The sequence below is a fragment of the Pedobacter sp. 05L430 genome, assembly GCF_056397585.1.
Genome location: NZ_JBFTNT010000037.1, coordinates 16251 through 38109, shown reverse-complemented (window position 1 = coordinate 38109; position 21859 = coordinate 16251). Strand labels below are relative to the sequence as shown.

Genomic DNA, 21859 nt, shown 5'->3' with positions numbered 1-21859 from the left:
AGTAAGTTTAAGCAAAATCGACTGGTAACAATCGGTTGAGCATTTTAACAGTAATGCTAATTAATTTCTTTCTGAAATTGTAACCTGACAGCAGTACGCTTTTTTCATTATTAATTTGAGAGACACTGTTACAGATAGTTACGGTAAAAACCGGGTGTTAAATTTTATGCTATTTTATTTGCATTTTAAGAATATCTAATTATATTTGATATTATATGAATACGTATTCATAAATTTATACATTTACATAGACAGATTGAATTGAGTAAAAAGCATAGTACATCACAAGACGTAGCCGAATTGGCGGGAGTTTCACAAGCGACAGTATCAAGGGTTTTTGCGGGCGGAGCAATTGTTTCGGAGAAAAAGAAAAAGAAGATACTGGAAGCTGCTGAAGCGCTGGGCTATCAACCTAATGCCCATGCGAGAAGTCTGATTACCAAAAGGACCCGCATGATAGGGGTGGTGATGCGTAATATCCGAAATCCTTTTTATTCCGCAGTGCTTGAAATATTTCATAACCGCTTGTCGGCCTTAGGATATCATCTCATATTTATCAATTCAACAAATGAAGAGATCCAGGAAAAAGAGATCAGCCAACTGCTTGAATATAATGTTGAAGGTGTAATTATAACAGATGCGTTGCTGTCATCATCGGCTGCCTTAAAATTTAAGCGAAGTGAAATAGCTGTTGTTTTGTTTAACCGTTATACGGAGCAAGCTGGAAGTAGTTCTGTATTTTGCGACAATTACTTGGCTACTAAGCAGATAGCTGCCTATTTGGTAGAATTGGGACATAAGTCTTTTGCTTTTATATCTGGTCCTTCTGATACCTCTACGACTTTAGATAGGCTTAAAGGTTTTGAGGAAGTATTGAAGGAAAGAAACATTGATGAGTTTATGATTGAGTCTGGTAATTACACCTATGAGAGTGGCTTCAAATCTGCACAGGAACTAATGACAAAGAATAAACACATCGATTGTGTCTTTTGTGGCAATGATATTATTGCCCTGGGGGCAATGGATGCCATTAGGGTAATAGGGTTGAGGATACCGGAAGATGTTTCGGTATTTGGATTTGATAACATCAGGATGGGCGCCTGGCCTTCATATTCGTTGACGACCTGGGAGCAGCCTGTAGAAGAGATGATAGACGGCACAATAGAGATTTTGTTAAACGAGATAAAAGACAATACCGCTAAACCTAAAACATTGATGTTTAAAGGACATATGGTGGTTAGAAATTCAGTTAAAAAGAAATAGCCTGGCTATTTTTTTGACATATTATGAATACGTATTCAAAAAATAAATACACAAATAGACCGATGAAAAAAACCTAAATAAATGTCAACTTTTCAACCAAACCCACTAAACCATGCAACTTTTTACCAAACCAAAATTACCGCCATGCAGCGCTTGCTGTGTGCTTGTAAAATCAACAGATGACCTTGTTGTTTTGCGACAGGGATTCACATTGTTGTTGTTTCTATTTATTATTTCATTTTCACTGATCGCTAAAGCCAGTGGCCCCAGATTGCCATTACCTGAAGACTCTTTTGTGCTTAAAGGGATAGTTGTTGATGAAAATGAAGAGACTTTGCCCGGAGCCACAGTTCGTGTTAAAGGGACGGCCAGCGGTGTAGTCACAGATATAAATGGAAAATTCCTGCTCGAGATAGGGAGTGAACAAGACTCTATAATTGTGAGCTTTGTTGGATACAAGAGCAAGACCCTGCGGGTGGGCAGTAACAGAACGATTACTGTCAAATTGGAACCGGATGAGAGCCGACAAAAATTGGATGAGGTGCAAGTTGTGGGGTATGGATCCCAAAAGAAAGTCAATCTGGTTGGTTCCATATCTACCGTTTCAGTTAAGGATATCCAGAAGTTTGCCACTCCATCTTTAACCAATGCAATTGGTGGCAAGTTGGCCGGAGTGATGACCCGTCAGTCGTCTGGACAGCCCGGATATGATGCCGCCAGTATATTTATTCGCGGTCAGATCTCGCAGAGTGGATCGAACAAACCGCTTGTGGTTATAGATGGTATAGAGCGGGATCTGCAGGATTACTGGACCACATTGAACGTTCAGGAGATAGAGAGTTTTTCAGTTTTAAAAGATGCGTCTGCCACTGCTGTTTATGGTAGCAGGGGAGCAAACGGTGTCATTCTGATCAATACTAAAAAGGGAACTGTAAGTAAACCAAGAGTGAACTTTAGATCAGAATCCGCAATTGTAACTCCTTTGCGGGTGGAGGACAATATAAATAGTTTTGACTACGCCACATTAATAAATGAAAATAGGATACGAACAGGGCAGGCACTTGCTTATTCTGATGTGCAGCTGCAAAAATTTAAGGACGGCTCTGATCCTTACCTTTACCCTAATGTAGACTGGTATGATATAATATTTAGAAAGCACACCAGCCAAACCATTAATAATTTGGGTGTTTCCGGTGGAAGTGAAGCAGTTAAATACTATGTTAATTTAGGATATACCTCTCAGCAGGGAAGTTATAATGAAGAGGCAGGAAATGTTTATAAAACAAATGCGGCACTGAACAGATATAGCTTCAGATCCAATGTTGATATTAAAGTTGCAAAGAATATTGATATGAGTTTGGGTCTGTCGGCAATTATTTCAGGTACAAATTATCCTGCATATGACGCCGACGGCGTCCTGTTTTATCTGAAGCTCACCAATCCAATGATCATGCCTTTTAAAAATCCTGACGGCTCTAATTCCGGGGCAACGGGTGATTTGATCATCAATCCATGGACAAGGATTACCAAATCAGGATACACCCGGCAGAGTTACAACACAACAATTAGCAATCTTGGACTTAAGTGGGACTTATCATCAATAACTCCCGGTCTCTCTGTAAGGGGATTGGCTTCATTCGATGTAGTTGATATTACGCAGAATGTGCGGACCCAAAGCCCTGATGCATTTCGCTACGAGATTATAAATGGTCTTGAAAAATATACCCGTACCAGTACCGAAAGTGCTTTGGCACTTAGTAACCGATACGAAACCTATAGGACAATGTATGGGGAAGTTTCTTTAAACTATGACCGCACGTTTGGAAAACACAGCATCTCCGGATTGCTGTTAGGAAATAAGAAGGATGCACAAAACGTCGCTACTTCAAATTCCATCGACAATTTACCTGAACGACGGTTAGGGCTTATCAGTCGGGTAACTTATAATTATGATACCCGCTATTTAATTGAACTCAATGCCGGCTATACCGGTTCGGAAAACTTTAAGAAAGGAAAGCAATTTGGCTTGTTCCCGTCTGTAGGAGCAGGATGGATTGTCTCTAACGAGAAGTTCTGGAATAAAGATGTAATCAACAGTCTTAAAATAAGGGGTAGTTATGGAAAGGTCGGAAATGATCGGATTGGAAACCCGCTGCAGCGCTTTATTTTTCTATCTACATTTAACAAAGGGGCAACAGGATACGAATTTGGTAATGGGCAGACTTACAACCCTGGTGGTCTCAGTGAGCTGCGTATAGGGAATGAGGATGTGACCTGGGAAAATGCTTATAAAACAAATGCAGGATTTGACCTGGAGCTATTTAATGGGAAATTCACCTTAACTGCCGATGTATTTCATGAACGAAGAGAAGATCAGTTATTGTTAAGGGCAACAATACCTACTTACACTGGTTATCCGGGTGGTACGGTTCCTTATGCAAATTTAGGGGTTTCCACAAATAAAGGAGTGGAAGGTAATTTACAGTTAAGAAATACGACTAAGGGAGGGTTCTACTATTCTTTTTTAGCTAATTTCTCTTTTGCGAAAAGTAAGATAATTGAAAATGACCAGCCTCAGCAGTTGTATCCGTGGCAAGAGCTAAGAGGACATTCAATAGGTGCTAATTTGGGTTATGTTGCGCTTGGATTGTTTAAAGACGCGGCAGATGTTGCAAACAGCCCAAGTCAGGCAAATTTGGCCGGAGGTGTTACCAATTATGGACCCGGTGATATTAAATATAAAGATTTAAACAACGACGGAATAATAGATATTGCCGACAGAACTGTTATTGGTGAATTTAGCGGATCGTTTCCTCAGATCATGTACGGTTTTGGCAGCACGCTGGGCTACAAAGGCTTTGATATCAGTATCTTTTTTACCGGAGCCGCCAACAGGGATTTCTTTTACGGTCAGGGATATACTACCTGGGCATTTCAAGGTGCAGAAGGGCTGTATAATGTACAGCAAAATTATTTTGATCAGCGCTGGATTCCGGGAGGTGATAATACAAATGCAAAATATCCCGGTATCAGAGCAAATAGTACAAACAACTATATCGGTTCTACTTTATGGAAAGAGAGTGGTAACTACCTGCGGATCAAAAATGCAGAAATTGGTTATACACTATCAAGCAAGTTTACAAAGAAAATCTCCCTAAGTAACGCTCGAATATTTATAAACGGAACCAATCTGGCTACCTGGGATAACCTGAAAGTTATTGATCCTGAATCTGATTTTGGTTCTGGCAGACATCCCATAAATAAGACCTACAATTTCGGCTTAGAGGTTACTTTTTAATTTTTATTAAACTAAAGTTAGATATCATGAAAGCAACTATAATATTATTTTTTATCACCGTCCTGCTTCTTACAGCTCCTTCATGTAAGAAAGACTTTTTGAATAAGACTCCGGATGGGGACATCAATATTGACCAGGTTTTTTCCAATCCTGTTTTCGCTGAACAATTTTTAACAAATACATATTCCCATTTACCAAGAGAATTTGTATTTCCTGATAATGGAAATGGAGTTTCGATGACCAACACCTTTACCGGTGCTGCCGATGAGATGGAGCAAGGGCACGAGCCTTCTTATTGTAACAGAATGAATGATGGGACATGGAGCATAGACAATGCTACCAATGTTCAGGATGGTTGGTCAAACAGTTATCAAGGCATCAGAAAGGCAAATATCTTTATTGAAAATATCGATAAGCTTCCATTAACAGAACTGGTGACCCAGGATAAAATCAACAAATGGAAAGGGGAGGCTATCTTTTTAAGGGCCTATTATCATTTTCTATTGATCAGGATGTATGGGCCTATACCTATTATTGATAAATCAATTCCTATAAATGGCGACTTTTTAGCGGAAACAAGACAACCTATAGATAAATGTGTTGATTTTATTGTAAACGAGTGTAATAAGGCAGCAGAAATGTTAAATGTTCGTGTCCCAGCAAGTGACGATAGTCAGTTTGGCAGACCCACTAAAATTACTGCATTGGCATTAAAAGCACGTGCTTTACTATTCATGGCTAGTCCATTATGGAATGGAAACGCAGATTATGCTGATTTGAAACAAGATGGTGTCAGATTGTTTCCGGATTTCGCTGCTGAGAGATGGAAAACTGCTGCGACTGCAGCTAAGGCCTGCATAGATCAGGCAGAAGCTGCAGGTCATAAACTGTACAAATCTGCTACAAACGATCCTATTCTTAATTATCAGGAGTTGTTTTATGTCAATTGGAATGACGAGGTCATTTGGGTAAGAACGATGGGGGGATACCTGGATCTGGATGTTTATAGTGAGCCCAGAGGAATGCCGGGAACAGGTTTCACATTGAACGCGCCAACACAAAATATTGTTGACGATTATGAGATGGCCAATGGTGAGCGTCCTATCCTGGGATACAATGCTGATATGACCCCGATAATCAATCCTGCATCAGGTTATGTAGAAACAGGTAATACAGCTACCGATAATCCAAATTATGTTGTAGGTACCCGCAATATGTATGTAAACAGGGAGCCCCGGTTTTACGCCAGCATCATGTTTACCGGCCAAAAATATAAACCGGATCAAAGGAGTCCACTAAACGATCCGTTAAAGTTTTGGAAAGGTGCTCCGGACGGAAGGGCTACTAATAATGCAGGTAATTACAGTGAAACTGGATACCTGATGAAAAAGTTTGGTCATCCGAGCTACAAAAGGAACGGGAATACCGGTCCTAGAAAAACCTGGATATTATTTCGGTTAGGAGAGCAATATTTAAATTATGCCGAAGCACTTAATGAATCTGATGGCCCGATAGCTGATGTATACAAATATGTTAATCTGATTAGAAACCGTTCTGGTCTCCCAAATTTACCATCAGGATTATCAAAGGATGAAATGAGGGAAAAAATATGGCACGAACGGCGTATAGAGCTGGCTTTTGAAACAAATCGATATTTTGATACCCATAGATGGAAGACTGCTGAAGCCATCGATAGCAAAAATGTATATGGCATAGATGTGAATGGATTGGATTATAACATGTCAAGCGATGCATTTTATAAAAGAACTGTTGTCGAAGCCAGGGTGTTTACAGATAGACATTATTTGTGGCCAATACCTCAATACGAAATTCAAAAAAATATAAAACTGACTCAAAATCMGGGTTGGTAAAACCCAGTTAATTTTCTTAAAAATTGTTTATGAACAGATTAATTTTCAAAGGACTTATACTTATCGGATGCTGCTTTGTTTCAGCAGATTTAGGTGCTCAGGAATTGTACGATTTACCTGTGGGTAAAGAAACCCGTTGGGTTAGCCTGGAAAATCCATCTGCCGAAAAGGGTAGAGGCGCTTTGGAAAATAAAGGTGCAAAAGGGCGTGCCAGTGTCTGGGTAGGCCCGGGTGAAAAGATCATGCTAATGGATTATAACGGATGTGGTATCATAAACCGGATCTGGATGACCATTATAGATAGAAATCCGGAAGCCCTCAGGTCGATAAAACTTGAAATGTATTGGGATAATGCCGATAAGCCTGCCGTTTCTGTACCCCTGGGAGACTTCYTTGGTATTGGTTTAGGAAGGATGACTACTTTTCAAAGCGCTTTATTCAGCAGCCCGGAAGGTAGGTCTTTTAACAGTTATGTGCCAATGCCGTTTACCAAACATGCCCGAATCGTACTGGTTAATGAGGGCAGACAAAAGCAACTTTTGTTTTATGATGTGAATTTTACCAAACTTAAAAAGCACGCTAAAAAAATTGCTTATTTCCATGCTTACTGGAGCAACAGCGCTGCGGCAGGATTGGCTGAAGATTTTGAAATATTACCACGTGTCAAAGGTGAGGGACGTTTTTTGGGAACCAATATCAGTGTGATTACCGATAATGTTTATGGAACTACCTGGTTTGGAGAAGGAGAGGTAAAAGCATATCTGGACGGAGACAATCAGCATCCTACTCTTGTTGGTACCGGCACAGAAGATTACATAGGGTCTGCCTGGAACCTTGGTCCTTTTTCACAGCTGTATCAAGGTGCACCAATAGTGGATAAGGAAAAACAACAATATGCATTTTATCGATATCACATTCCTGATCCTGTTTATTTCAATGCTGATTGCAAGGTTACCATTCAGCAAATGGGCGGGGGTGGCCGGGACCTCATCAGGGGTATTGCAAAAGCAGGCGGTAAAGTAAAACCAATATCGGTAATGACCCAGAAAGGAATGGTCAAACTGATGGAAGAAACGGGATTTCCAGATATCAATGATGATAAGTTTCCTGCCGATGAATGGGTTAATTTTTATAGGGTAGATAATTACTCCGCCACTGCGTATTTTTATCTTGATAGCCCTCAGAGCAATTTACCTGCGCTTGCACCCCTTGAACAACGATTGAAAGGAATTAAAAACAATAAATAGTATGAATTGGAACCAACCGGATATCTGGATCGTTATTAGTTACTTAATTTTAATGTTTGCGCTTTCTCTTTGGCACAGACGGTTTTCCTCTGCTAATCTGGAGAATTTTTTCCTTGGCGGTCGCAAAATACCAGGATGGTTAAATGGAATATCTTATACTGCCGCATTAGTCAGCCCTGATGCAGCCACTGGATATGGTGGATTGGCAATTGTAACAGGTTCGTTTATTTCGTGGTGGTATTTGAGCCGTTTTGGTTTAGCCTTGTTCCTTGGGGGGGTGCTTTTTGCCGTATTCTGGAGAAGATTAAACCTCTTTACTTCATTAGAGTTTTATGACCTGCGGTTTCCTGCAAAACCTGCCGCTGCTATGCGTTTGTGGATCGCAATAAGAACCTCGTTAATTGCTATGCCGGCGTGGACCGGCATCACCTTGTTGGCCGCTTATAAGATCATGGGGCCAGCATTCGGTATAACCAAAGAGGAAACCATGTATCTGGTTGTACCGATCTCCTTTCTTTTTGTTTTCTTTTCAGGGTACAAAGGGGTAGTCATGTCCAATCTGATTCAAATGGTGATCTTCTTTGTCGGTACAATTACGCTTGCCTGGCTTACTTTAAACCATTTTGGTGGCCCTCAGGCAATGACGGCTACATTGAACCAGGCTTTTGGTACCACACATCCCGAAATATTACAGATGGTGCCCCCATTAAATCATGATGTGTTTCCAATTGCTGCAGGCATGGCCTGGTTATTTGGTCAGAGCATTGGCTATGGCGGGGATGCTGCACCAATGGGTGGAGCAATGGAAGGACAGCGTATTCTTTCAACGAGAACTCCAGCAGAAGCCCTAACAATGTATGTGGTCACTGCAATTAGCATGTTTGTACTGTTGCTGCTCGTTACCTTACCAAGTATTTCAGCAGCGGTTCTGTATCCTGAGTTAAGAGCATCTGGGGCAGACAGAGAACTTGTGTATGGTCGGTTAATGAAGGATATGTTACCTGTAGGCGCCATGGGTTTGTTGGTTGCAGCTATGATGGCTGCAACAATGTCTACAGTTGGCGATAATTTGAATTTCGGTAGTCAGGTATTAGTGAGTGATATCTATAGACGGTGGTTTGTGCGTTCGGCCAGCGAAAAGCACTACCTGTTAATTGGTAAAATTGGTATGTTGATCATCCTTTCTCTCGCAATGGCAGTTGTATTTAATGTTACCATTATTACCGATGTGGCTATAGTTATGCTGCAGTTGAGTGCCGCTGAACTACCGGCAAACTGGGCGCAATGGTGGTGGTGGCGGTTTAATGGTCCTGCGCGCGTTGCTGCATCTTTTGGCGGAGCAGGTATCTTTTGCATTGTAGTGCTTGGGCCAAAATTATTGTTGTGGTCAGGCTTTTCTTCAGCACAGAAATTGATCCTGCCATGGTACTGGCAAACCATATTGGTGATGGGGCTAACAACCCTATTATGGATCGCCGTTGCACTGTTAACTAAACCTGATCCGGATCAATTACTAAATAATTTTTACCAAAGAGCTAAACCGCTTGGTTTTTGGAAGCCTTTCCGGAAACTGAACAAAAATGTATTATTGAAGAAGCCGGAATTGCAGCCAATATTCAGAGGGATAGGTATCGCTGTTATTGGATTTGCAGCAACCTGCCTGCTGATTTCAGGTCTTACCGAAGCTTGGTTTGGTCGCTATAACTGGGCAATGGCTGAGCTGATCGGCGCTGTTATTCTATTTATTGCCTTCAAAAAAACATCATCGGCTTACCTGGATTTTCTTTCGGCACGTTTGGAAGATGATCCTCAACATATTAATCAAAACACATAAATAAAATAATGCTATGAAAGTAAAGACAGCACTTCCCGCAGACGGGAAACACGTATTATACCTTGGTGACTGGGTTTTTCACGTCGGACCGATGTTTATTGAAACACCTTTTGGTACCGAAACAAAAGATGCCGACCTGCATTTCTATGGTGAACGTATGGTAGAGGCACTTGAACATATAACAGAAGTTACAAGTTTAGCCAATTGGGAATTATATCGTTTAGAACCCGGAAAATTAGAGGAATATTTAAAACACTCTGAATGCCTGGTTATCAGTGATGTGGAAGCCAAATGTTTTCACCTTTATCCGAGCTTCTTTGATCGTTCCCGCCGTGAAAATAAAATTGTAACCTTTCCCGATCGCTTAAACATCATCAAAGAATGGGTGTATAATGGCGGTGGCTTGATGATGCTGGGAGGATGGCTATCCTTTAGCGGTGTACAGGCCAAATCAGGATGGGGAAGGAGCTTACTTAATAGCGTTTTGCCAGTCGACTGTCTGTTGGTTGAAGATCTGGTAGAATCCTCTGCCGGGTTTACTGCTGAAGTTGTTAATCCTGAGCATCCCGCCGTAAAAGGTTTGCCGTGGGATAAATTTCCTCCGATTTTTGGATACAATGAGGTGTCTGCCAAACCAGATGCAGAAATATTGGTAAGGGTTAAGGAAACCGGTCACCCTCTGGTAGTGGCAGGAGAATATGGAAAAGGCCGCCTATTTACTTATATGTCAGATCCAGCTCCTCACTGGGGCATTAATTTCGAATTATGGGAAGGTTACGATGCCTTTTGGCAGCAGGCTTTGAACTGGGTAAAAAAGCAAAAATAAGTATGATGAGTAAAGAGCTGTTATTTGCGGGCGCTACCGTTGCTGATATTACTCCACCACTTGAGGTAGGATTACTTACTTCTTCCGTAAATGGAACTTACGAGCCTTTTGCATCAATAAGAACACCTTTATATGCAAGAGTACTGGTCGTGAAAAATAGCGGAGAAATGATTGCTGTAGTTTGCCTTGATCTTCTTGCGCTAAATGATACTTCCGTTGGCGGATGGGATAATTTTAAAAGTGAAATAGCCAGTGCTATTTCTGCGGACAGGGTGATCCTGACTTGTACCCACACCCACAATGCGCCGGAATCTGTTGCCTTGTCTGATTTGTACCTAACGGATATTTACAAGGATTGGTTAAGGAATGTACAACACAAAATTAAAGGAGCAATAGATAAGGCTATATCATTGCTAAAGCCATGCAGGGTATTTATTGGCTTAGATACCCTGGCTGGATATAGTATGCAGCGACGCATTCCTACCCCGGGTGGCGTTATCATGTCAGATTCTATCCAGCCTATTGCTCCTGAATTATTAGAAAGAGAACCCGTAGACAGAAGAATTCACAGTATCCGTTTCAAAGATGAATTGAACAATGTAATTGCCACACTAGTACATGCGGTTTGTCATCCTGTCCATGAAATGTGTATGCCACATCTATCAGCCGAGTTTCCAGGAGAATTATGCTTTGCCTTGGAAGAATCAGAGGAGAATGGTATTGCGCTATTTTTAAATGGCGCTGCCGGAGATATCAATCCGCCTACAGTTTCCTGTGGTCCGGATTATGCTGTGAAACATGGAAGAGCAATTGCTAAAGTTGTAGAAAATAGTGATTCCGAAATGATAGCTAGCCTGCCTTTCGCTTTTTTTAATCGTGCCAGGAAATTCTCTATTAGACCCGGAAGTAACATGACCAACGGAAATGATGCAATGGCAAGATTAAGCGCTATAAGGCTCGGCTTAGTGGCCATTTTATTCTTGCCAGGAGAGCCTTTTACCCAAATCGCCTACGAAATCGAACAAAATTCACCTTTTAACCAGACTATAATAGTGGCGTACGCAGAAAATAACATAGGCTATATCCCTACTGCGTTGGCCTTACAGCAAGGTGGATATGAAGTTGGGCCAGGTAAATGGTCATTTTTAGAAGCCGGTGCAGAGAATATATTAATAGCAGAAGCGCTGCAGCTGCTAAAAGAACTTTATACTAATTGAGCATGCATTTTCTTTCATCCCAAAAATAAAAAACCACTCAAATGAAACTAAAGAAAATTTTTAAACCCGCCTGTTTATTTCTGACAGTGATGCTGATCATCAATTTCCAAAGTAAAGGCTTAACGAAAAGCAGCAACCTCTTCTTTTACGGGAATATAAAGAACGATCTATATCTGCTGCTGAAAAGAGAGGGGTATATCCTTAAAAGATTTAGTACACCTGGTGCTGCTGTCAAAGCGGCTTCCAGAGGGTCAGGGGTGCTTATTGTCGCAGATAACTACCCGCAGATAGATCCCGCCAACCGCATTACCGCTAAAATTTTAAGTGAAGCAATGCAAAAAGGACTAAAACTCTATGTAGAGTATCCGACCTCTTTCCCCGGTCTAAATATTCCTTCTGAAGCATTGGAAACTAACCTGGAAAGGGGCGTTATTACCAAAGATGTGTTTGCTGCTCCTCTAAAAAATATGAGTTTAGTGGGTATTCATAATTGCCACGTATTACCAGTGCAGGCTAAGGATCCCTTAATTGTATTGGCAAAGGTGGTTGGTTTTGATAAAGCTGAATATGGTCTGGAAAATACAAAAGCATATCCACTGCTTTTTAAACATAATAACAATATCATGATAAGTATGACTGGGCTGAGTAATTTTGAAAGGGGGCGCTATGGTCCCACGGATGCAATACAGAGTGTGTTGAAATTCATTATTTCACATTTAACTTCCCATTCGGACGTCACTATAAAATATTGGCATCAGGATGTTAAACCAATGTTTGAAAGAAGGGAGATTTTATCTGCGGGGGCACGGTTAAACAGCGTTAAAAAAGGTGCAGACTGGTTCTACAAGGGAAGATTTTTTCCGGATAAAAGTTGGTCGTCAGATGTGTCAAAATATGGAAGTGACGGTACAAAGCCTACAGGTCCTCCCATAAGTCAGTCGAGAATTAATGGTGATGGGAAATTGGGTGTTTTGGAGGGACACATCTCGACGATTTCTTATAAGGGGGATCAGGGATATCGTTATTGGATGCGGGCAGATGTACAGGGAGAGGTCGCGATGACTTTAGCTGCTGCAGGGAAGCTTTTCAATAATCAGGATTACAAGGATAAGTCGGCAAATCTGATGGAATATGTTTTTAAAAATTCAAACCTGCGTCAGGGACCAAAAAATGATCCTGCAAGCGCTGCCTATGGATTGATTGGCTGGGCGACTACCAATGCCGGTACTTTTTATGGTGACGACAATTCCCGTGCAATTCTGGGAATGATTGCTGCCTCATCTTACTTAAAAACAGATAAATGGGATAAAGAGTTGACGGAGGCCATTATGGGTAATTTCAGAACTACAGGTATAAAGGGGTTTAGAGTTGATCGCCTTGAGGAAGCTGATATTATCAAAAATGGATGGCCATATTACTGGAATAGGGATGTGGTCAACATATCGCCACATTTTGAATCATGGATGTGGGCCTGTTACTTATGGTTATATAACAAAACTGCTTACGCACCATTACTTGAGCGGACTAAAAAAGCCATCAAAATTACGATGGATGCCTATCCTGAAAAATGGCTTTGGGGGAGTAGTATGCAAACTCAGAGAGCCAGAATGATACTTCCGCTTGCCTGGCTTGTAAGAATAGAAAATACAGAGGAGCACAGGCAATGGCTGGATAAAATGATAAACGAAATTCTGAAATATCAGGATGAAAGCGGAGCGATCAGCGAAGAACTTGGAAAGGGAAAAGGGATGTTTAAGGCCTTAAATAAAAATGAAGATTATGGGACTGATGAAGGCTCACTCATATTCAGGAATGGTGAAAAGGTATCTTGTATGTTGTATACCTGTAATTTTGCGCTTTTTAGCCTTAATGAGGCTGCGGCTGCTACTGGCAATACCAAATATAAGGCTGCTACCGAAAAGCTTTCAGACTTTTTAACCCGTATTCAGGTACAAAGTAAAGTACATCCTGACCTGGATGGTGCTTGGCTAAGAGGTTTTGACTATGGGCGCTGGGATTATTGGGCATCTAATTCGGACGCGGGCTGGGGAGCCTGGTGCACTTTAACCGGCTGGATCCAAAGTTGGATTGTTACCACTCAAGCCCAGATTGAGCAAAAGGAAAGTTTCTGGGAGGTAACTGCAACTTCGAAAATCAATGACGTTGCAAAACCAACCATACAAAAAATGATGAAAGAAGCAGATAAATAATACTTAAAGCTATTCTGAGATGAAATTTAAAATGTATTTCCTGCAAGTACTTCTTCTGTTTTCTGCCAACACCATGGCGCAGACTTTCAATAATGACTTGTCTGCATTATCGCTTATTCAGCAGGGTATAAAAACCAAACGGGTGAGTAGTTATGACTCGAGTGGCGACAATCACGATAATCTGCAAAACATAAAAAGCGGGGAAAAGCGTATTATTTTTGATGTTAAAGGAACTGGAATGATCAACCATATCTGGATCACTATGGGGCCTGAACCGAACGTGTTAAGCCGTAATGATGTGATTATAAAAATGTATTGGGATGGAAATGATCGTCCCTCTGTCGAATCTCCGATAGGCCMTTTTTTCGGGCAGGGATGGAATGAATCTTACCTTTTCACCTCCGCAGTATTGGCAGCAACGCCAACAAATGGGAATGGTTTGGTTAGTTATTTTGCCATGCCTTTTTCAAAAGGTGCAAGAATTGAGATCGAGAATCAGTCGGGGAAAGACATCAGATCGCTGTACTTCTATGTAGACTATGTGGAAATGAAAAGCCTTCCCTCTAATGCCGGAAGATTTCATGCCTGCTACAATACAGAACTCACTGGTCCTGCCGATAGCGTAGAAAATGAACACTGGATGTTCGGGCCGGGAATTCCAAATAAAACCGGTAAGGATAATTACGTTATTGCCGATATAAAAGGTAAAGGGCATTTTGTGGGTGTGAACTACTATGTTCACTCACCTACGCCATATTGGTACGGAGAGGGTGATGATATGATATTTATTGATGGCGATGAACATCCTTCTTTAATTGGCACCGGTACGGAAGATTACTTCAATACTTCCTGGGGTGCTCCAAAGGTACCTTATTCAACTCCTTATTTTGGTTATCCAAAGGTTAATGATGATATCGGTTTTCTTGGAAAAACTCATATATACCGATTTAACATTGTTGATCCGATCTACTTTGATAAATCAATGAAGTTCACCATAGAACACGGTAGCATGAATGTGCTTACCCTTGATCTTGCTAGTGTGGCTTATTGGTACCAGGATAAGGCAGTTGCAGTTCCAGAAATACCTGATGCAGCGGCCAGAAAACCTATGCCAATGATAGGACCGGCAGAAATTCACAAGTGGCGCAACGAATGGCGTAAAAACAAGGGAAACGACCCCAAGCTTTGGGGAAATTAGAAATCAATAAAAAATTATAATCATAATAAATGGCCAGGTACATAAAAAAGGGAAAGAGTGAAGATGAAATTAATGAAGCAGATTCACGAGTTAGAAAAACAGTAGAAAGAATAATTAAGGACGTTGTGCTAAATGGAGATAAGGCTGTTAGGGAATATTCTGCGTCATTTGACAACTGGGTGCCTGAATCTTTTAGGCTTACCACCAATCAAATTCAGGAAATTCTTGATCATACTCCTGAYCATGTTATTGAGGATATTCTTTTTGCACAAAAACAAATAAGGTTTTTTGCAGAACAACAAAGGGCGTCATTTACGGATATCGAAGTGGAGACATTGCCGGGTGTTTTTTTAGGGCATAAGAATATTCCTGTAAATAGCGTTGGCTGCTATATTCCGGGAGGGCGGTATCCAATGGTAGCTTCAGCGCATATGAGCATTATTACGGCCAAGGTTGCAGGGGTGCAACGTATCATTGCTTTTACGCCACCGATTAATAACAAAATACCCGAAGCCACAGTATGTGCCATGCATTTTGCGGGTGCGGATGAAATTTATATTCTGGGTGGTGTACAGGCCTTATGCGCGATGGCAATTGGAACAAATTCTATAAAGCCAGTTGATCTTATTGTGGGGCCTGGAAATGCTTATGTTGCCGAAGCTAAAAAACAACTGTTTGGTCGTGTAGGAATAGACTTGTTTGCTGGTCCTACCGAAATACTAGTGATTGCTGATGAAACAGCGGATGCAGAAATGGTGGCTTGTGATCTCTTGGGGCAGGCAGAGCATGGCCCGACCTCGCCAGCGGCATTAATTACAACTTCCGAAAAACTGGCTAAAGAAACATTAGTTGAAATAGAACGTCAGCTCACTATTCTACCTACTGCAGATATTGCAGGTGCCGCATGGAAAGACTATGGAACTATTATTTTGGTTTCGGATGAGCAAGAGGCTGTTCTTGAAGCGGATGCTTTGGCCTATGAACACGTGGAGGTACTTACCCATAATCCACAATATTTTCTTGATCATATGACCAATTACGGAGCACTATTTCTAGGGCCGGAAACCAATGTTGCTTATGGCGACAAGGTGATTGGAACAAATCATACACTCCCCACCGGAAGGGCAGCCAGATATACCGGAGGATTATGGGTTGGTAAGTTCTTAAAAAACTGCACCTATCAACGATGTACGCCACAGGCAAGTGTGTTAATAGGTGAGTATGCCATGAGATTATGCGAACTGGAGGGGTTTGCCGGACATAAAGCCCAGGCTGAACTTAGGGTTAATCGTTATCATAAGATTCTCAATGAAAAATAAATTTACCTCAAAACGAACAAAGATCCTGTCATTATTAGCCTGTGTAATGATCTTCTCTGGTTTTTCCTCTTTTGGTAATATCCGTTTGCCTGCAATTATAGGTAATAATATGTTGTTGCAACAAAAAATGGATGTTAAACTGTGGGGCTGGGCAGATCCTAATGAAAAAATTTCGATCACCACATCATGGAATCAAAAATCTTATCAGGTTGTTGGGGACAGGGACGCAAAGTGGCAAATTACTGTGCCTGGTTCAGGTGCTGGGGGGCCTTACACGATTGGTTTTAAAGGAAAGAACCTGATTACACTTACTAACATACTAATAGGTGAGGTATGGGTTTGTTCCGGTCAGAGCAATATGGAAATGTGTGGCAACTGGGGATTAAAAGATATCAAAGAAGAACTACCACAGGCCTATAATAAGAATATACGGTTCTTTTGTATACCTAAAAAATCGGCAAGATATCCTCAGGATGATGTAGAAGGAAGCTGGGAAGTATGCGACAGTAGCGCTTTGAAGACATTTAGTGCTGTTGGATATTTCTTTGGCAAAAAATTAAATGAAAAGCTCGGTACCCCAATTGGGTTGATCGGGGCAAGCTGGGGAGGATCTGCTGCGGAAGTATGGACGCCGGATAGCCTAGTAAATGCAGATACTGCTTTAAAGTCAGCTGCCTCCCGGATACAGCCAAGTGGGATGGTTCCATATCATCCGGGTTATGCCTATAACGCGATGATTGCACCGATAACGAATTATTCAATTGCCGGTGCAATTTGGTATCAGGGAGAAAATAATACGGAAACTGCCAATACCTACAGCAAGTTATTTATTACGCTGATAGATGCTTGGCGGAAGGCATGGCAAAAGGACTTCCCATTTTATTATGTTCAGATCGCTCCTTTCAGCTACAAAAAGGTAAATAGTGGCGCACTTTTGCGTGAAGCACAATTGCAAAGTATGTCTCATCCCAATACTGGTATGGTAGCTACAACCGATCTGGTTACAGATGTCAATAACGTGCATCCTGAAAATAAGCATGATGTAGGTTGGAGACTTGCCAATTGGGCATTGGCCGAAACCTACGGACACAAAATACATGCATATAAAAGTCCCGTTTATACGCACGTCAGTTTTGAAAAGAACAAGGCTTTAATAACCATTGCCAATGCATCAGCAGGAATGGTTATTAAAGGAGAGAAAGTTAACGATATAGAAATTGCAGGTAAAGACAGCATATTTTACGCAGCCATGGCAACTTTAAAGGATAATAAAATAATCGCCTGGAGTGATTCTGTTAAACATCCTGTAGCACTGCGTTATGCTTTTCATGACACTTCGATTGGCAATGTTTTTAATAAAGATGGATTGCCATTGATTCCATTCAGAACCGATAACTGGCCTATAGTCACACCATAAAACTGATGCTCATATGAAAAAAATCATCTCAAAATGCCTTCTTGCAAGTTTAGCTGTAATGTCCATAAGCGCAAATGCACAAAACGTACTTTCAGTACCAGTAGGATTTGATGCCTATCGCAAATGGGACCAGCTTCCGCTTCAACGCATAGGCGTAAGGGCCTATATGCGAAGTACCTATGATCGTACTGGCGGAGGTAGTGATGCCTCGCATTTTTTGTTTATGAATAAAGAAGATGAGAACGTAACCCTCAGCGTAAAAGGGAAAGGCATCCTCTATTTCTTTCGCACTAATCACTGGCATGGCAGTCCATGGCATTTTAAGATAGACGGCATTGACAATGTTGTAAAAGAAACGGCAACATCCGATCCTGTCAACGCAATTAAAACGCTGAAAGAAACCGCCTTTATTCCGAATGCGGCATTTCCTAAGCCATTGGGGTGGACATGGGGCGCTACAAAAGGTGCAGATCTGATCTGGGTGCCAATGGCTTTTCAGGATTCGATGAGTATTGCTTATTCCCGTACCTTTTATGGTACCGGTTATTATATTTATCATCTTTATGCTAATGAGCAAAACCTTTCTCAGCCCATCAGATCATGGAATGTAAATAAAACGCCAGATCAGGATATTGTTGATCTGGTTAACCTTTCAGGTAAGGATATTGCCCCCAAAAATATCAATGCACAGCAAGGTCAGTTAAAATTGAATCAGAAGACTATTACTTTGGCCACACTTAAAAATCCCTTATCTCTGGTTCGGGCCGTTAAGCTAAGTTTTCCGCTTAGTAAAGCAATGGATTTGGAGCGTATTCACTTAAAAATAACATGGGACGATGCAGCATATCCATCTGTAGATGCACCGCTATGTCTTTTTTTTGGAGCGGGTACCTTCTTTAATCGCGAGAAAAAGGAGTTTTTGGTCAAGGGGCTTCCCATAAATATTCGCTATGATTATATAAACAACAAAGTTGAGCTTGCTTGCTATTATCCTATGCCATTCTTTAAAACAGCAAAATTTGAACTTACCGGCATAGCACCTGACAACGCAGAGATAAATTATGAAATACGTTACGAAAAGCTGAAAACAGCCAGCAACAGAAATGCGTATTTTCATGCTACCTATAAGGATATACCTAAACCGGATTTGGGTCAGGATATGACCTGGTTAGATACTCGGGGTATAGAAGGACATCAGCAGTGGTCAGGAAGTTTCCTTGGAACATCATTTATATTTTCTCACAATGCCAATCTTAATACGCTGGAAGGTGATCCAAGATTCTTTTTCGATGACAGCAAGAGCCCCCAGGCCTATGGTACAGGAACAGWGGAATGGGCAGGAGGAGGTGATTATTGGGGTGGGGAAAACATGACACTTCCACTTGCAGGTCATCCCTGCGGGTCTACTGAGAAAAAAACAGCAGTAAATGATAAGGATCTTATTCAGTCAGCATATCGGTTTCTTATTGCTGATCTGATGCCCTTTGGAAACCGGGCTGTTATAAATTTTGAGCATAGCGAAAACGTTTCTCAGGAGCATTATGAAGCTGTATCTTATTGGTATGGAATGCCATCAGCGTCACTGATTAAAACAGATTCGATTGATATTGGTAAGCAAGATGATGAACTGCGCCACGCTTATTATTCACCAGAGGCTTCCAAAGTGGAAACCATTCTATCGAGATATGAATGGGGGCCGGATAAGTTTCCCGCCGGGGCATGGGGCTTGGATTTACCTAAAAGGATTCCTGGGTATAAAGAATTGATCGGCAAAGAGATTTATCCTGCCCATGAAGAAGATGGTCGACATACATCAGGTATTTCTGAGTTTACGGTGAGTATGAGTCCTGATAACCTGGGTGCGCTATTACGACGGACGCTGGATTATCGCTATCCGAATCAAACTGCGGAAGTTTATATTGCCGGGAACCTATCAGGAAGAAAAATTAAAGAAAAAGATTGGAAAAAAGCGGGTATATGGTATTTGGCAGGATCTAGTACTTGTATGTTTTCAAGACCAGCCGGTGAATTGGCGAAAAGAGTGTATCAGATCGAAACATCAAACAGACGTTTCAGAGATGATGAATTCCTGATTCCGGCTAAACTAACAAGAGGTTTATCTAAACTAAGAGTAAGGATTAAATTTATTCCTACAATTCAGCAGCTTTATCCGGGAAAGGATTTTCCGGAGCAGAGTGTTTGGAGTGAACTGAGATATCAGGTGTATAGTTATGTGCTGCCACAAGTAAAACCTATAAAATAATCATTGGCCTGTTTTAATACCGATATGAAAAAAATGAGCATTACGATGCTGACAATCGCTTTTACATTTTGTCAGCATGCCATGGCGCAGCAGGAAAAGTCTTTTGAAACCCCGTATATAAAAGGGAGCTTTGTTCACATTTTTAATCCAAATGATACCCGGTCAAAAGAAGACACTACCTGGTATACAAATGATCATTCCTTCGTAAGAAGTGTTGATGGTATCTGGCATGCGTATGGCATCATTGGGCACCATCCAATCAGGCCATGGGGTGGAGAAACTAGATTCTTCCACATTACTTCTGGTTCTCTGATGCAGCGGAAATGGAAGGATAAAGGGGATGCCATGTCTGTGAAGGAAGGTAAGGAGCGCGTATTGTGGGCACCTCACGTTATAAAAGATAAGAATGCCTTTTATATGTTTTATAATATTGGCAATATGCAAAAAGATGCCCCTAACTACGCCTCATGGGGTCAGTTATGCATGGCAAAAAGCGACAATCTGGTAGATTGGGAGCGTTATCAACTTAATCCGCTCTTTAGCGACCCTGGCCATGCACGTGATTCGTATATCATGAAATATAAAAGTAAATATTATTATTACTATACCAGAACCTACAATGAGGTCGACCATCGATCAGTAGTTGCAGTAAGAACAGGGCCCGATCTGTTGCACTGGGGCGGTCCGAAAATTGTGCATATCCAACCTTATGTGGTAGATTGGGGAGGGGATGCTGAGAGTCCTTTTGTTGTACATAGAAATGGAATTTTCTACCTTTTTATATGCAGGGCAATGACCCAATACAATCAAACAGATGTATACTGGTCTAAGGACCCCGAAAATTTTCCTGAAAAGAACCTGGTTTGTTCGCTTCCTATCCATGCTGCTGAAATTATTTATGATAAAAAAGAAGGATGGTTTATCTCCAATACAGGCTGGGATAAAAAAGGTTTGTTTCTCGCTCCGCTGGAATGGAGGTAGATCCATTCAAAGAATTATTTTGATAGCTTGGCGGAGCGTGTTCTATGCTAAAGAAGTTTCAAATCATCATTTCTGAAGTTGGCCAGGTAGGGGCTTTCTGGTGGTAATTCTGTGATCAGGTAGTTTATTTTATTGATTGGGCATATTCTGATTCTTTGCGATGTATTTAACTTTTCTGCAATCGCCAAAACCGCAACTTTTCTGGAAGCATTCACAATGGCTTTGTTTACCTGTACAATCTCCCAGTCCATATCAGTAAGGCCTTCTTCTACAGAAAATGCGTTGGCGCCAAGTAAGCAAAGGTCTACTTTAAGGTCGGATAGCTCGTTAATTACACTTGTTCCGGTATGCAGGTTTGCGTTTTTGCTTAGCTTTCCCCCTATAGTAATCACCTCCAAATTGCTGTGTTCTGATAGGGTAATGGCTGCCTGAGGGCTAACAGTAAAGAATGTTGCCTTTAGGTTTTTGGGAATCATTTTGGCCAGTTCCAGAATGGTAGTTCCACCCTCTGTAAGAATAACCATGTCATTTTTAATCAGTTTGAGGGCTTTTTCTGCAATTTTTTTCTTTTCTGCAAGCGCATATACTTCATTTTGCAAATTAAAGGGGGCAATAAAAGATTTGCTCGCAGCACCTCCATGAACTTTCAGGACTTTACCTGATTCGGCCAGCTCCTTCAGATCACGCCTGACTGTATCGTCAGAAATGTTTAATAAAGTACTCAGATCGGCTGATAGGACCTTATTGTGGAGGTTGATTTCCCTCATAATCAGTTTGTGTCTTTCTTCTTTACGCATAAGCAGTTTATAACAGATTTAACAAAAGTAAAATTTTTTTCTGTTAAAACATTTGGAAGTTATGAATTTTGCGGTTATACTTGTATTATAAAACGCATAAAAAACGCAAAAAGAATAA

The 21859-nt window shown here is 41.2% G+C and carries 14 protein-coding genes; 13 read left to right on the top strand and 1 reads right to left on the bottom strand.

Annotation, left to right across the window (positions count from 1 at the left end; genetic code table 11):
* The first annotated feature begins 261 nt into the window (after positions 1-261).
* The 13 genes from AC1DG9_RS08715 to AC1DG9_RS08655 all read left to right on the top strand — a co-directional run bounded on the left by AC1DG9_RS08715 (position 262) and on the right by AC1DG9_RS08655 (position 20944).
* Complete coding sequence (locus AC1DG9_RS08715; protein ID WP_172663654.1) at positions 262-1263, top strand: LacI family DNA-binding transcriptional regulator; 1002 nt, start codon at positions 262-264, stop codon at positions 1261-1263.
* Between the two features lie 112 nt (positions 1264-1375).
* Positions 1376-4561, top strand: a complete 3186-nt coding sequence (locus AC1DG9_RS08710; RefSeq protein ID WP_288880306.1) for a SusC/RagA family TonB-linked outer membrane protein — start codon at positions 1376-1378, stop codon at positions 4559-4561.
* A 26-nt stretch (positions 4562-4587) separates the two neighbouring features.
* Positions 4588-6432 (top strand): RagB/SusD family nutrient uptake outer membrane protein, encoded by a 1845-nt coding sequence (locus tag AC1DG9_RS08705; RefSeq protein WP_477634514.1) that lies wholly within the window; start codon positions 4588-4590, stop codon positions 6430-6432.
* Positions 6433-6461: 29 nt separating this feature from the next.
* Positions 6462-7679, top strand: coding sequence for a glycoside hydrolase family 172 protein (locus tag AC1DG9_RS08700; protein WP_477634513.1), 1218 nt, complete (start codon positions 6462-6464; stop codon positions 7677-7679).
* 1 nt (position 7680) lies between these two features.
* On the top strand, positions 7681-9513 hold the full coding sequence (locus AC1DG9_RS08695) for a sodium:solute symporter family transporter (RefSeq protein ID WP_337715032.1): 1833 nt from the start codon (positions 7681-7683) through the stop codon (positions 9511-9513).
* Between the two features lie 13 nt (positions 9514-9526).
* A complete protein-coding gene (locus tag AC1DG9_RS08690) occupies positions 9527-10339 on the top strand; it encodes a glutamine amidotransferase (RefSeq protein WP_288880295.1) in 813 nt (270 codons plus the stop codon).
* The gene (locus tag AC1DG9_RS08685; protein WP_288880292.1) at positions 10279-11556 is read left to right on the top strand and encodes a hypothetical protein; all 1278 of its coding nucleotides are present in this window, start codon (positions 10279-10281) and stop codon (positions 11554-11556) included. Before AC1DG9_RS08690 ends, AC1DG9_RS08685 begins: the two co-directional genes overlap by 61 nt.
* A gap of 41 nt (positions 11557-11597) precedes the next feature.
* Positions 11598-13766, top strand: coding sequence for a hypothetical protein (locus AC1DG9_RS08680; RefSeq protein WP_216854515.1), 2169 nt, complete (start codon positions 11598-11600; stop codon positions 13764-13766).
* A 19-nt stretch (positions 13767-13785) separates the two neighbouring features.
* Positions 13786-14964, top strand: coding sequence for a glycoside hydrolase family 172 protein (locus AC1DG9_RS08675; protein WP_477634512.1), 1179 nt, complete (start codon positions 13786-13788; stop codon positions 14962-14964).
* A gap of 29 nt (positions 14965-14993) precedes the next feature.
* Complete coding sequence (gene hisD / locus AC1DG9_RS08670; protein WP_288880287.1) at positions 14994-16283, top strand: histidinol dehydrogenase; 1290 nt, start codon at positions 14994-14996, stop codon at positions 16281-16283.
* Entirely contained in the window at positions 16273-17700 is a 1428-nt protein-coding gene (locus tag AC1DG9_RS08665; protein WP_337715030.1) for a sialate O-acetylesterase, read from the top strand. The genes hisD and AC1DG9_RS08665 overlap by 11 nt, the downstream gene beginning before the upstream one ends.
* A 13-nt stretch (positions 17701-17713) precedes the next feature.
* The gene (locus tag AC1DG9_RS08660; protein WP_477634511.1) at positions 17714-19963 is read left to right on the top strand and encodes a DUF2961 domain-containing protein; all 2250 of its coding nucleotides are present in this window, start codon (positions 17714-17716) and stop codon (positions 19961-19963) included.
* A 45-nt stretch (positions 19964-20008) separates the two neighbouring features.
* Positions 20009-20944 (top strand): family 43 glycosylhydrolase, encoded by a 936-nt coding sequence (locus AC1DG9_RS08655; protein ID WP_448633861.1) that lies wholly within the window; start codon positions 20009-20011, stop codon positions 20942-20944.
* A 47-nt stretch (positions 20945-20991) separates the two neighbouring features.
* Here the strand turns inward: AC1DG9_RS08655 and AC1DG9_RS08650 are convergent, their stop codons facing one another.
* Positions 20992-21741: a DeoR/GlpR family DNA-binding transcription regulator gene (locus AC1DG9_RS08650; RefSeq protein ID WP_172663642.1), complete on the bottom strand. Its 750-nt coding sequence runs from the start codon at positions 21739-21741 to the stop codon at positions 20992-20994.
* Between the last annotated feature and the right edge of the window lie 118 nt (positions 21742-21859).